The organism is Chryseobacterium gossypii, from assembly GCF_041361455.1.
Classification (GTDB): Bacteria; Bacteroidota; Bacteroidia; order Flavobacteriales; family Weeksellaceae; genus Chryseobacterium; species Chryseobacterium gossypii.
Genome location: NZ_JBGCUR010000032.1, coordinates 21,654 through 36,562, shown reverse-complemented (window position 1 = coordinate 36,562; position 14,909 = coordinate 21,654). Strand labels below are relative to the sequence as shown.

General features: G+C 41.6%; 8 protein-coding genes and 1 pseudogene. 6 read left to right on the top strand and 3 right to left on the bottom strand.

Annotated features, from left to right (window positions below; translation table 11 throughout):
- Positions 1–57: 57 nt before the first annotated feature.
- The 3 genes from ABMQ40_RS14645 to ABMQ40_RS14635 form a co-directional block, all read right to left on the bottom strand.
- Positions 58–1,902 carry a M1 family metallopeptidase gene (locus ABMQ40_RS14645; RefSeq protein WP_370900919.1) on the bottom strand — a complete coding sequence of 615 codons (1,845 nt, stop codon included), beginning with the start codon at positions 1,900–1,902 and terminating at the stop codon, positions 58–60.
- Between the two features lie 156 nt (positions 1,903–2,058).
- Positions 2,059–2,529, bottom strand: coding sequence for a DinB family protein (locus tag ABMQ40_RS14640; RefSeq protein ID WP_370900917.1), 471 nt, complete (start codon positions 2,527–2,529; stop codon positions 2,059–2,061).
- A 23-nt stretch (positions 2,530–2,552) separates the two neighbouring features.
- Positions 2,553–4,244, bottom strand: coding sequence for a DUF6909 family protein (locus tag ABMQ40_RS14635; RefSeq protein ID WP_370900915.1), 1,692 nt, complete (start codon positions 4,242–4,244; stop codon positions 2,553–2,555).
- Positions 4,245–4,584: 340 nt separating this feature from the next.
- Between ABMQ40_RS14635 and ABMQ40_RS14630 the strand changes: the two genes are divergently transcribed.
- The 6 genes and pseudogenes from ABMQ40_RS14630 to ABMQ40_RS14605 all read left to right on the top strand — a co-directional run bounded on the left by ABMQ40_RS14630 (position 4,585) and on the right by ABMQ40_RS14605 (position 14,866).
- Positions 4,585–6,780: a glutamine synthetase III family protein gene (locus ABMQ40_RS14630; RefSeq protein ID WP_370900913.1), complete on the top strand. Its 2,196-nt coding sequence runs from the start codon at positions 4,585–4,587 to the stop codon at positions 6,778–6,780.
- Between the two features lie 137 nt (positions 6,781–6,917).
- On the top strand, positions 6,918–7,610 hold the full coding sequence (locus tag ABMQ40_RS14625) for a response regulator transcription factor (RefSeq protein ID WP_370900911.1): 693 nt from the start codon (positions 6,918–6,920) through the stop codon (positions 7,608–7,610).
- Complete coding sequence (locus tag ABMQ40_RS14620; protein ID WP_370900909.1) at positions 7,607–8,962, top strand: sensor histidine kinase; 1,356 nt, start codon at positions 7,607–7,609, stop codon at positions 8,960–8,962. Before ABMQ40_RS14625 ends, ABMQ40_RS14620 begins: the two co-directional genes overlap by 4 nt.
- Positions 8,963–9,032: 70 nt before the next feature.
- Positions 9,033–10,424: a TolC family protein gene (locus ABMQ40_RS14615; protein WP_370900907.1), complete on the top strand. Its 1,392-nt coding sequence runs from the start codon at positions 9,033–9,035 to the stop codon at positions 10,422–10,424.
- Between the two features lie 34 nt (positions 10,425–10,458).
- Positions 10,459–13,729, top strand: a pseudogene (locus ABMQ40_RS14610) (efflux RND transporter permease subunit).
- Between the two features lie 30 nt (positions 13,730–13,759).
- Positions 13,760–14,866, top strand: a complete 1,107-nt coding sequence (locus tag ABMQ40_RS14605) for an efflux RND transporter periplasmic adaptor subunit (RefSeq protein WP_370900905.1) — start codon at positions 13,760–13,762, stop codon at positions 14,864–14,866.
- Positions 14,867–14,909 lie beyond the last annotated feature (43 nt).

Below are 14,909 nucleotides of genomic sequence, written 5' to 3'. Positions count from 1 at the left end.
ATTAAAAAAAACATGAGCAGAAAAAAGACTGTCCTTTTGAGACAGCCTCTTTCTAACTTATTTTACTTCAATAAAATTATCTTTCATATTCACATCAGCCATTCTCTGGCTAAAGTCTATACCAAGAACCGTAAGCTGAGATTTGGTATAAGGGATTGTGAGCGTATATTCTTTTTGGGTCCACGGCCAGTAAGGCATGGTTTTAAAATCACCATATATGTCTTTTTCCTTCCAGGTATGGGTGAGGTTCACCGGGATCTGATAAGTTACAATTTTCTTATCTGACGTCATAACGCTGAAGTCAACAGGCATTGGGATCTGGCCGTTATTAACCAGAGTGATGGTCGTAGAGCTCGCATCATATTTTACATCTTTAATCCCGTAATCAATGGTTTTTGTAGTATTGATCCAATAATGATGAAACCACTTCAGGTCCATACCCGACACCTGCTGGGCAATATGAAGGAAATCCCTGTCTGAAGGGTGCTTCATTTTCCATTGATCATAATATTGTTTCAAAGTGGCTGCCAGGCTCTGTTCCCCCATAATATAGCCCAGTTCCACTAGATACAGTTCTCCTTTTACATAAGAGGCATAGGTATATGAGCTGCCGTTATCATGATGGTCACCCAGCCATACTGCGGGTTCTTCAATTTTTTTTGTGATAAAGTTTCTGTAGCCATCTAAAACATTGACAAACGGATTAGGAAGTTCGTCCTTCGGAGGGAACAGCTGATACATCACATAGCTTTCAGCATAGCTTGTAAACCCTTCATCCATCCATGGACGTACGGACTCATTGGTAGCCAGCATCTGCTGATACCATGAATGTGATCCTTCGTGAGCCATCAGTCCCATCAAACTTTCAATATCCTTGGCTTCTCCTAAAATCATGGTACACATCCCATATTCCATTCCTCCATCACCCCCCTGAATAAAGGCATAGGTAGGATAAACATAATTCCCGAAATGGGCATTCATGATCTGGAAATATTTGGTGATGTAAGGCTGGGCTTCACCCCATACTTTGGTTTTCTCATTATTCTGATACACCAGATAGACTTTGGGACCTTGCGGAACATCGAAGCTGTTCACAATATATTCCCGGTCCGCGCTCCATGCAAAATCCAGGATATTTCTAGCCGTCCACTTCCAGGTTGCTTTTTTATCTTTTCCCGTTATTATTTTGGCACGGGTATCATATCCTTTTACTTCAGTCGGGTTCTCAAGAATACCGCCTGCACCGATCACGTAATCTTTATTGATTTTAATTGTAACATCAAAATCTGAAAAGGGGGCATGAAATTCTCTCCCAATATAATCAAAGGTTGCCCAGCCGTCGTAATCATATTCCGCAATTTTAGGGTACCACTGGGTCATCGTCATATCTACTCCTTCTCTGTTGTTTCTTCCGCTTCTTCTGATCTGCTGAGGGATCACGGCATCCCATTCCATTGTGAAGGTTGTTGAAGAGTTCGGCTTAACCGGGTCTGCAAGATATACCTTCATGATTGTTTCCTGGATTTCAAATTTCAGATCTTTACCGTTTTGCCGGATCCAGTGAATATTTTGCGCTCCTTCCTGGTCTTTCGGAATGGAAGCCAGCCTGGAAATGCCATCTTTCTGCAATCTTGAATCCCCGTTCTTACCCTGGGCCGTCACTCTCTGATCCATCATGGAATTAGGCTTAAAAGCATTCCAGTACAAATGAAAATATACTACATTCAATTCGTCCGGAGAATTATTTTTGTATTCTAACGTTTGTTTTCCCTGATAGGTAAACTTTTCAGCGTTTACATCAATGTCCATCTTGTATTTCGCTTCTTGCTGATAATAAGCTCCCTGCTGGGCCTGAAATTGTGAAATAATAAACGCAAACAGGATTGCAACTGATCTCTTCATTCAAAAATTATTTTTCTAACGGTATAAATTTAAACAAAAAAACTCGAACCCGAAGACCGCCCTTCTTCTTACAGCCCGCACATTTCCTGATAAATCCCCATAAAAAAGCCTCAACTGATCATACAATTGAGGCGGTTCATATAATAGTTGAATCCTTTAATCTGCTGTCAGCAGCTTTTTTATCAGGGTAATCTGACCTAAATGATAATAACTATGCTCTATCATTCCGTCTATATTTCTTCTGTAGGTTCCGTATTTCTCATCAACAAACACTTCATCGAGCCGCGTTTCGGGCATCTGTTCCAATAGTGTTGCGAACCGCTCAGAATCATCCCATAATTTATTTAACAGCTCTTCCCATTGTTCCTGGGATTCAATAGGGGGAAGGTCAAAGCTGTATTTATCTTTTATTTCAAGCTCTCCTCCTTCAAAGACGTTTAAAAGCCCCCCGATATAATAGTGTATATGGAACGTGAGCATAGCAATGGTATTTAAAGAGCCGATTTTTGCCGTTGCCTGCTCCCAGGTCACATCGGAAAGCTTATCTTTATAGTTGGTATTGGCAATCCAGAAGCCATCAAGCAGGACTTCCCTGAACCTTTTTGCCAGTTGTGACGCTGAACTCATAAGTATCTGTTTTTTAGTACGGATTATTTTTTAGTAGAAATTTCCTTTTTTCCACTTTGCAGAATCTTTTCCAGGATCCTTAATGTGATCAGATAAGTAGGCTTTACCCCTGTAAGGCCCAAGCCTCCGGAAGAAAGGGTACTCCCTGTTTCCAAAGGGTTATCTGAAGCATAATATGCATAACAAACAAACAGATCCGGAGAAATGTGATGCCTGATCTTTGAGGCTACCTGGATTGCTTTTTGATAATGCGCTCCTTCCATTTCAAGACCGATAGCCTTCCACGAAGTATTCATAAAATAAGAAAGGATATCCCTGTTTTGAAGTGAGGTCCCCAATACGGTGATCATCGGCCCTTCAAAAGCTTTCAATTCATCATCTTTAAAGTCTTGAAGCGATAAAGCATTCTCAAAAGGATAATTATCTGCTGTTCCCTCAAAAATATGGGCTGTAGGGATCATAATGTCTCCTTTTCCTCCGGCAAGGATGCCTGCTTTACCCATTATGGAAACAGATTTCACTTTCATCATATAAACCTCTCCCTTGTGTTCAAAAGGTCTCAGCAATTCATCCATTACTTCAAAAGCCTGTTCCCCGAAAGCATAATCAAAAACCATTATGACATCATCTCCCGAAAACTTAATATCCCGGAACGGCGTGTTTTGCAGGCCTGTTTTACTTAAGTCAATGATCTGTACATCAATATTGCTTCCGCTCTTATCATCTATATAGATCATTCCTTCTTCCAGGGCGAACTTCGATACCTTGTCACGAAGCTCTTTTTTATTTGAAATATCTTCAAACAATTTGTAATCGACTTCCTGATGCGGCTTCTTCTTAAGGGCATCATTGGCATAAAGCATATTTTTCACCGAATGCATATTGGCAGAAATAATATGCAGCGGACGCATATGAAGGTCATTCTCAAACAAAACCTCTTTTACCTTATTGGCCCATTTTTCCCCGAAATAGTGATGTCCCACTCTTTCCCTCAATATGGCACTGAAATAAATTTCTCTTTCTCTTGTCTGCTTCGCATCTTCCATGCTTACCCTTCCTAAATTGTAAATGATTTTAAACAAGCGGTCAGGATTATTATCATCTCCGAATGTATTATAAGCCCTCAGGGTTTCATCAAACGTACGTCCTATTAAAGAGGAAAGATGAATTAATGCTACTTCTTTTTCTTTTCTGCTGAACTTTTTCTCTCCTTTTACTACTTCCTCAATAATCTTAAATGCTCTGGTAGGTTTCCAGTTTTCTTCCTGAATGAAGGCCAGGTTCCGGATCTTATCTGCTTCTATGAATAAGAAGGTTAGGTGGGTAAGGATATCATAAATCTCTGAACGGCCCAAAAGAACTTCAATATTCATCTGGTGCTCGTCGATCCTGTAACAGTTCCTTCTTCTTTTTTTAGGTACTATCGGCTCGAAACTTCCTTTATCAAACCCTTCATCTGACGTCAGATGAATAAAAGAACATTCCTCGATCCCTTCCGGAAGCCTGTCCAGTACATACATCAAACCATCCAGCTCCAGCTTACTGGGAATATTCATACTCCCGTAAATTTCTGGATTAATGGTTTTTAACAAGCTTCTGATTGTCTCTCCTGAAACACCGGCAGGTTTAAAAAAACCTCTGTAAAAGAGGTGTCTCATAGAAATATACAATCTTTCAATTGCTTCCGTTGTTTCTCTTGCTCTAGAATTTGTCATAAAATAAATTTCACACAAATATACAAAATCTCCCTCCAATTTATTTTAAGTATCTTTTAACAAGGTATTTAAGTTTTTGAAATAGTTTTCTCTTAGGGCAGCACCATAATATTATCAGAGAGGTGTATCATATGGGTTGGAAGCCATATGAAATATGTGCTTATTGCCAGCAATAACAGATCTACATCAAAAAACCGCCGTTTTTATATTAACATGGCCGTTTTCATCCTTTTATCCGATAAAAGCAGCTTAAATTCAGAAACACCCCTAAAAATTTTAGGGTCAAAATCATTTTATTTCATTTTTTTTGTAAATTTGCCCCATTAAAATTAACCTTATTATGTCAACCTTAAGATTCAAAGCGTTAGAAACCTTACCGTTTAAGGACTTCAGAAGAGACAACTCCATTGAAGTGCCTGCAAAACTATCCGAGCTATTCTGTCAGAATGTTTTCTCTGAAGAGACCATGAGAGAATATTTAACAAAAGAAGCATTCAATTCCATAATGGATGCTATTAAAAAAGGTACCAAAATCCAGAGACATATTGCAGACCAGGTAGCAGTAGCAATGAAAGACTGGGCAATGAGCAAAGGAGTAACTCACTATACACACTGGTTTCAACCTTTGACAGGGAGTACGGCAGAAAAACATGATTCTTTCTTCACTCCGATTGAAGGCGGAAGAGCTATTGAAAGATTCAGCGGGAGTATGCTTATCCAGCAGGAACCGGATGCATCTTCTTTCCCTAACGGCGGTATCCGGAATACTTTCGAAGCAAGGGGATATACGGCCTGGGATCCTACTTCTCCGGCATTCATCATGGGAACTACCCTTTGCATCCCTTCCATCTTTATTTCCTATACAGGAGAAACTTTAGATTATAAGGCTCCTCTTTTAAGAGCCCTGAACGCTGTGGATGAGGCTGCAACCAATGTAATGCAGTACTTTGATAAAAATGTAACCAAGGTAACTCCTACTTTAGGCTGGGAGCAGGAATACTTTTTAGTGGATTCCGCTTTATACCAGTCCCGTCCTGACCTTGTTTTAACAGGTAAAACCTTGCTTGGGCATTCTCCGGCAAAAGGGCAGCAGCTTGATGACCATTATTTTGGTTCCATTCCTACAAGGGTGATGAACTTCATGAAGGAGCTGGAAATCGAGTGCATGAAACTGGGCATTCCCGTAACAACAAGACATAATGAGGTAGCCCCGAACCAGTTTGAGCTGGCGCCTATGTTTGAAGAAGTAAACGTTGCCGTAGATCACAACTCTCTTTTGATGGATATCATGGCAAGGGTAGCCCATAAGCATCACTTCCACATTTTATTCCATGAGAAGCCATTTGCAGGGGTAAACGGAAGTGGAAAGCACAATAACTGGTCTCTGGCCACTGATACCGGTGAAAATCTTCTAAGCCCGGGAAAAAACCCTAAGAAAAATTTACAGTTCTTAACATTCTTTGTTAACACGATAAAAGCCGTTCATGAATATGCTGACCTTCTGAGAGCAAGTATCGCCTCTGCAAGCAATGATCACAGATTGGGAGCCAATGAAGCGCCACCGGCAATTATTTCCGTATTCATCGGAAGCCAGCTGTTCAGCGTACTGGAAGAGCTTGAAAAGGTAACCAACGGAAAGCTTTCTCCTGAAGAAAAAACCGAATTAAAGCTGAACGTAGTCGGAAAGATCCCTGAAATCCTTTTAGATAATACCGACAGAAACAGGACTTCCCCATTTGCTTTTACAGGAAATAAATTTGAGATCAGAGCGGTAGGTTCTTCGGCAAACTGTGCTGAAGCAATGACCGTAATGAACACTATTGCAGCAAAGCAGCTGAACGACTTCAAGAAGGAAGTGGATGCTCTTATTGAAAGCGGCCTTAAAAAGGATGAAGCGATTTTCAATGTATTGAGAGAGTACATCAAGCAATGTAAAAACATTATGTTTGAAGGAGACGGGTATTCTGAAGATTGGGCTAAGGAAGCTGAAAAAAGAGGATTGAGCAACTTAAAAACAACTCCTGAAGCTCTTAAAAGGGAAATGGATAAAAAATTCCTGGATCTTTATGAAGAGGTGGGAGTATTCACCCACAGGGAAGTTGAAGCCAGAAATGAGATCAAGCTGGAAAAATATTCCACGGTCATTGATATCGAAGCACGAGTGCTGAGTGATATCGCCAGAAACCACATTATCCCTTCAGCTTTAAACTATCAGAACAGGCTGATCGAAAATGTTAAAGGCCTTAAAGAGATTTTCGGAGAGAAAGAGTTCAAATCTTTGGCAAAAGAACAGACGAGCCTGATCGCAAGCATTTCTGAAAATGTTTCTAAAATTAAGTTAGGCGTTGAAGATCTTATCAGAGCCCGTGAGGAAGCAAAAACTGTTTCTGACAGCCAAAAGCAGGCGGAGGATTACTGCAATAAGGTGAAACCTTTGTTCGATGTCATCAGAGAAGCTTCTGATGCCCTTGAAATGATGGTTGATGATGAGCTTTGGCCAATGACGAAATATAGAGAAATGTTATTTACAAAATAGCATCTGTAAAGTTCCATATTAGTTAAGCTCTCCGGACTTCCGGAGGGCTTTTTTATTTGATTGCATTTTAACCTTTCATAAAGGAAAACATGTAACTTCAAAATTCATATAGAATTTAGGTTTAACTTTGTTTCATTATGAAAATTCTGATCATTGAAGATAATAAGGAGCTTGCTCAAAGCATGATCTGCTATCTTGAAGAAGAACATTATATCTGTGAATGCGCCTACAACTATGCTGAAGCCCTGGACCGGCTGAGCTTCAATACCTATGATTGTATGCTGCTGGATATCATGCTTCCGGATGGTAATGGCTTAAGCTTATTAAATCACATCAAGACGGAAAAGATCAATAGCGGGGTATTGATCATTTCAGCTAAAGATGCCCTGGATGATAAGATCAGAGGACTTGAAAAGGGTGCTGATGATTATATTACCAAGCCGTTTCACCTGCCGGAGCTTCATGCCAGGCTCAGAGCTGTTTACCGGAGGAAAAAAATGGACGGCTATAATGATGTAAAATTCAACGAGATCCTCCTGAACACAGATACTTATGAGGTCTTTGTTCATCATAAAAGACTGGAGGTCACTCAAAAAGAATTTGAGCTGTTACTGTATTTTCTGGTTAATAAAAACAGGGTTCTTTCCAAACAATCCATCGCCAATCACCTTTGGGGCGATTACACGGATAATTTGGCTAATTTTGATTTTGTATATCAGCATGTAAAAAATCTCAGAAAAAAAATAGGGGCAGCCAAAGGCAATGACTATATTGAAACGATCTACGGGCTGGGATACAAATTCAATTCAATGAAATACAGCAGCTTATGAATTTACTGAATAAAATATCTTTTTGGTTCATTGCCGTTGTGGTACTGGTAACTCCTGTCAGCATGTATATTTCCTACAACAGCATAAAAAAGAGACTGGATAATGTGGAAATAGAACGTCTGAAATCCGTGAATCAATATGTTGCCGCACAATTGAAAAAGGGAGAGCTTCCGGAAAAAACCTCACAGGGGCTACCTATTTCCGTAACCCTGATCAAAGACAAGAAGCCTGTCCCTGCCAATCCGGAGGTTATCCATACCTGTCTGAAAAATAAGATCGCTTCCCGCGATGAATGTAAGATACAGGTCAATTCCTATATTGTAGCCAATAATAACATCTACAGAATTTCCTCATACAACTACGTCACAGCCACAGAAGAGATTGTGGGCGGTATGCTGAATGCCTTATTCTGGAAAATGGTGCTTATCACCATCATTGTCCTGCTTACGGCAAGAGTTTTATCTAAATATATTTTAAAGCCTTTCCATCATGCCATTGACAGCCTTCAGAAATTCAGCATCCAGAAGAAAGAACGTTTACAGCTGGTACCAACCAGCACCAGGGAATTTAAAAAACTGAACGAGTTCCTTAAAAAAATGACGGATAAAGCACTGGAGGATTATGCTTCCGTAAAGGAGTTCAGTGAAAATGCCTCCCACGAGGTACAAACCCCCTTGGCAATTATACAAAGTAAAATTGAATTGCTTGCCGAAACAGAAATAGACAGTAATCAGGCCGCTTTACTTACGGATATACAGAACTCCGTCGATAAGCTGAGCAGGATCAACAGGTCTCTGATCCTGTTAACAAAACTCAATAATCATGAGTTTACCACCCATGAAGCCTTAAAATTCTGCCGGGTTGAAAAAGAAGCTTTGCGCACCTATTCGGATCATATGGCCCTAAAGAATATCACCCTGCACAGGCAATGTGAAAAAAATGTATTTGTAAAGATACATCCTACTTTAGCAGAGATCCTTTTAAGCAACCTTCTTTCCAACGCAATTCGGCATAATCTCAACGAAGGTAAAATAGAAATCAGCCTCACCCATAAATATTATCAGATCAGCAATACCGGACTGCCTCCGGATGTTCCCACCGAGGAGCTTTTTAAAAGATTTAAAAAAAGCAACCAGTCCAATGAAAGTATCGGGCTTGGGCTCTCTATCGTCAAACAGATCTGTGAAGTCAATGGCTTTTCCGTTCATTATGATTTTTCCGACGGCTGGCATTGCGTTACATTGTATTTTGATAAAACAGAACATCAAAACCCTTTTTTTGAAGAGCAAGAGCTTAGGATTTCCGAATCAAGGTATAAAACCGTGCAGCAGGTTATAAATTTTGCCGAATAATTTTCGCTTAAAACTTCAAATTTGCTTCAAAATGTATTTTTTACTTTGACAAAAGAAAAAAATACACCAGATGCTTCTTAGAGCTTTTATTCTGACGATATCTTCAGTCTTTCTCATCACCAAAGTCAATGCACAGGAGGTGATAACTTTGCAGTCTGCCCTGGAAACCGCTGTCCATAATTATGGAAGCATTAAAGCCAAAGAATCTTACCGGTTATCATCCCAAGAGGCCGTAGAACTGGCCAAACGGCAATATTTACCCAATCTTAACATAAGCCTCCAGCAGGATTTTGGAACTGTGAACGGACAAAACGGTCCTTTATACGGCTTCGGAGGATATGGAGTAGCCTCTTCCGGCCTGCCCCTTCCCGAACAAAACTGGAATGCCAGCTTCGGAGCCTTATATCTGGCCAATGTCAACTGGGAGTTTTTCTCATTTGGTAAGGCCAGACAAAGAATTAAGGTTGCCATGTCTAAAACACAAAGGGATTCCAACGATCTGTCTGATGAGATCTTTCAGCATAAAGTAAAAGTGGCTGCCGCCTATCTCAATGTGCTGGCCGCAAAAAAGCTAAGACTTTCATACGAAAGAAATTTAGGGCGAACCGACACCATAAGGAAAATTGTTGAGGTGAAAGAAAAAAATGGCCTTGTACCGGGAGTTGACCTTTCCCTTGCCAATGCAGATTATGCCAATGCCATGATCACTTTCACCAAAGCTAAGGATAATGAGCAGGAGCAGGAAAATAAGCTGGCTCAGCTCATGGGTATCTCTCCCCAAAGCTTCGTGCTCGACAGCACAATACTAAAAAGAATCCCCGGAGATCTTTCCGAAAGTGCACAAGCATCTCTGGAAAAACATCCGCTCCTCACCCTTTACAGAAGCCGTATAGATGTAAGCGAACAGGAAAAGCAGTTTCTGAGAACACAATATTACCCGTCTTTTTCCCTCGTAGGAATTATACAGACAAGAGCTTCGGGTTTCGGAAACGCTTATGCCCAGAACCAAAATGATTATTCAACTTCGTATTGGGACGGTATAAACCCCACCAGAAGCAATTATCTGATAGGTCTTGGTGTATCATGGAATTTTACACAAACATTCAGGCTGTCTAAAGAGATCAGTGCCCAGGATTATATAAGCCAGGGATTAAAACATGAGTACGATTTGGCTGAACAGCAGCTTAAAGCTCAAATGGAGCTGTCCGAAAGCAAGTGGAAGAATGCGCTTACCGTTTATGAGCAGGTTCCGGCACAGTTGAAATCTGCAAATGATGCCTATATTCAACGGTCTGCCCTTTATAAGAACGGATTAACGGATCTGGTTGATCTGTCGCAGGCTATCTATGCCTTGATAAGGGCTGAAACAGACCGTGATATCGCCATCAGCAATGTATGGAACGCTTTATTATTAAAAGCTGCGGCATCAGGTGATTTTACAATTTTTGAAAATGAATTGTAAGGATTAATATAAAAAATTATATCAACAACAGATAATGAACTTAATAAGATTTGCATTAAGAAAACCTATTACGATTTTGGTAATTGTCGCAGGGCTGTTTTTCTTCGGGATCCGGTCCGTAAGCTCTATCAAAGTCGATATCTTCCCCAAACTGGATTTGCCCGTGATCTATGTTTCCCATCCTTACAGCGGATATACCCCACAGCAGATGGAAGCGTTCTTCGCTAAACAGTACATCAATATCTTTCTGTTCGTCAACGGTATCAAAAGTATTGAAACCAAAAATATCCAGGGATTGACTTTGATGAAGATTAATTTCTATCCGGGGACCAATATGGCCCAAGCGGCTGCCGAGCTGAACTCATTTTCCACCCGGATACAGGCGGCCTTCCCGCCAGGCTCCAATCCGCCGTTCATCATACGTTTCGATGCCTCCACCCTTCCTGTAGGCCAGCTTGTTTTAAGCAGTGATAAAAGAACTAACAATGAATTGCTGGATCTGGCCAATGTATACGTCCGTTCCACTTTTACTTCCATTCCGGGGATCGTTTCATCCCCGCCTTTCGGAGGAAACGTTCGTACAGTGGTCATCAATGCCAATCCTGAGCTGCTGCGTCAACATAATAATGACCCCTGACCAGCTGGTGGAAGCCCTGCGTCTGAATAACCAGACCGCACCGTCGGGAAATATCCGTATCGGGGATAAATACTACATTACACCCACCAATACCATGATCAGGAATATTAAAGATTTTGAGAATATTCCTCTATATAAGGGAGGTGTTCAGAATCTTTATTTAAGAGATGTAGCAACGGTAAGCGATGGTGCCGACATGACCTCCGGATATGCGTTGGTTAACGGCCGCCGCTCAGTTTATCTTAGCATCGCTAAAAGCGCTGATGCCTCTACCTGGGATGTAGTTCAGAATTTAAAGAAACAGCTTCCAAAGATCCAGTCCAATTTACCGGAAGATGTTAAAGTAAGCTTTGAATTTGACCAGTCTACTTATGTGATCAATTCCGTAAAAAGTTTATTGAGTGAGGGGACTATAGGGGCTGTACTTACAGGACTGATGGTAATACTGTTCCTGGGAGATCTAAGAGGTGCCTTAATTGTGATACTCACCATTCCTACCTCCATTATTTCAGCCGTATTGTTCCTTAATCTCTTTGGCCAGACCATTAATATCATGACGTTAAGCGGTCTTGCCCTGGCTATTGGCATCCTTGTGGATGAAAGTACGGTAACCATAGAGAATATCCACCAGCACCTGGATATGGGCAAACCCAAAGCGCTGGCCATCTGGGATGCATGTAAGGAGATCGCCTTTCCCAAATTATTGATCCTATTCTGTATCCTCGCCGTATTTGCTCCGGCATTTACCATGGGAGGAATCCCCGGATCTTTATTCCTGCCGCTTGCGTTGGCAATAGGATTCAGCATGATCGTATCCTACTTTCTTGCCCAGACATTTGTTCCGGTGATGGCCAACTGGATCATGAAAGTAAAGCACCATAAAGCAAAGGATGGCCATATCATGACAGATGCAGAAGAATTACAATCCGCAGGTCTTGGTGATGAAAACGATACCTGGAGCCAGAAAGAGATATTACTTAAAAATGAAGACAGCAACAGAGATGGAAAAATCACTGTATTTGAAAAAATAAGGTTCAGGTATCTAAAATTCCTTGACAGGATCATGCCTTACCGGAAAACAATGGTTTCCGCCTATATGCTGCTCACAGTAGGCCTGGCAGCCTTACTTTTACACAGCATCGGACGGGATGTGCTGCCTCAGGTAAACGGAACTCAGTTCCAGGTCCGGATGCGGATTCCCGATGGCACGAGAATTGAGCAGACAGAGCTTCAGACCCTGAAATTGCTCGATGGCATCAAAAGTATTGTTGGCAAAGAAAATGTTTCCATTACCTCAGCTTATGTGGGGACTCATCCGAATCTTTTTTCAGTAAGCCCTATTTATCTCTGGATGGCCGGATCACATGAAACCGTATTACAGGTAGCTTTAAAAGAAGATTATCATACCAATATGGACGACCTGAAAGATAAGATAAGGGAAAAGGCTAAAAGTATCAACCCTGAAATGAGACTTTCATTTGAGCCTATTGAGCTGACAGAAAAAATTCTAAGCCAGGGATCGCCAACTCCTATTGAGGTCAGGCTTTCCGGAAGAGACAAATCCCTGAATGAAGAATATGCAAGGAAAATAGAAGCAGAACTTAAAAAGATACCTTACCTGCGGGATGTTCAGATAGGACAGTCCATCAAATACCCTGCTATTAATATTGACATAGACCGGATCCGTGCTGCTCAGCTAGGAGTCGACATATCAGATATTTCCCGATCATTGGTAGCCTCTACCTCCTCATCCAGATACACTGAAAAAAATATCTGGACGGATGAGAAAGCGGGATACAGCTATAATGTGCAGGTGCAGATCCCTGAAAATAAAATGAACAGCAAGGCAGAAATTGCGGGGATCCCGTTACAGAAGAATTCCAACAGGCCTAACTTAGGAGATGTGGCCACCATTAAAGATGGGTTTACTTATGGAGAAACGGATAACCTGGGAGCTATGCCCATGCTGACGGTAACAGCCAATATCAATCATACAGACCTGGGTACTGCATCCAGAGAAGTTCAGAAAGTAATAGACAATATGGGAGAATTACCCCGGGGGCTAAATGTAGAATTAATCGGCCTGAGCCAGATCCTGAACGATACTTTAGACAGCCTGCAAAGCAGCCTGATCATTGCGATCGTGGTCATTTTCCTGATGCTCGCCGCCAACTTCCAGTCCTTTAAAGTGTCAGGCGTAGTTCTGGTAACTGCACCGGCGGTATTACTGGGATCCCTTGCTTTATTAATGATAAGTGGTTCAACGCTTAACCTCCAATCTTATATGGGGATCATTATGTCAGTAGGCGTTTCTATTTCCAATGCTGTCTTATTGATCACCAATGCTGAACAGCTGCGAAAGCATAATGGCAATGCCTTACTATCGGCAAGAGAAGCTGCCGCATTAAGATTAAGACCTATTGTGATGACCGCTTTGGCAATGGTGGTGGGCATGATCCCCATGGCTCTGGGGCTGGGAGAAGCCGGAGATCAGGTATCCCCTTTAGGAAGAGCCGTAATCGGCGGGCTGGTTGCATCTACCTTTGCCGCTTTGTTCATTCTTCCTTTAGCATTTGCGTGGGGACAGGAAAAAACTTCAACACAAAGTGTTTCTCTCGACCCTGAAGACGAAGAAAGCATCTACTTCATTCCCGAACTTTCAAAATAAAATCAGGCTATTAAAAATTAACATACGAATATGAACCGATTCTATAAATATTTTGTTCCTTCCCTGTTGTTTTTCAGTTTACAAAATTGTGCCTACAGCGAAAAAACCGAAACTAAAAAGGCTGCTGACCCTTCGCCGCCAGCTATGGAAGCGATCCACCCGAAGAAGGGCGATTTCTCAACATCCACTATTATTCCCGGAGAGCTGCAGCCATATCAAAAAGTAGATATTTATGCCAAAATAAGCAGTTTCGTAAAAAAGCTGTATGTGGATGTTGGGAATGAGGTATCTGCCGGCCAGCTGCTGGCCACTTTGGAAGCTCCTGAAATGAATGCCCAGCAGAATGCTGCCGCCTCCACATTAAAGTCTAAGGAAGCGATCTACATAGCCAGCAAGGCAAAATATGAAAGACTAAAAGAAACCAGTAAAACCCCCGGAACAATCTCCGCTCTTGATCTTGAACAGGCACTTGCAGCCCAAAGATCAGATATGGCGCAGCTGGAAGCGGCAAAAGCTTCTTACCGGGAGGTCATGGATGTCAAAAATTACCTTCAGATCAGAGCTCCCTTCAGTGGTAATATTGTAACCCGAAACGTAAGCGCCGGTGCCTATGTGGGGCCTTCGGGAAAAGGCTCTGAATTACCTATGTTCAGTCTTGTTCAGCAGGATAAATTACGCTTGGTAGTCAATGTCCCGGAGTCATATACCGGAATCCTGAATAAGGATGGGGAAATAAAGTTTTCGGTGCAGTCTATTCCCGGTGAAACATTCACCGCTAAGATAGCAAGATTCGCAGGGGCCCTGGATAACCGGCTCCGCTCACAATGGGTGGAAATGGATGTCCCGAACAAGAATAAAAAGTTATTGCCCGGAATGGTTGCTAATGTAATTCTTCCTTTAAGCCAAAATAACAATGCATTATCTGTACCTACCTCAGCAGTATTGAATTCAACATTGGGAGTATTCGTTATCAGAGTTGAAAAAAATATTGCGCGCTGGGTTCCTGTCACTTCCGGGATATCGGGTGGAGAGACCACCATGATTACAGGCCCGGTGGGCCCTGATGATATCCTGATTAAAAATGCCTCAGAAGAAATACGTGACGGACAGAGCGTGAAAATAAAGCTTATAAAGTAACGGATCTTAATGGACTGTTAAGAAAAAATTGATCCGGAATTTG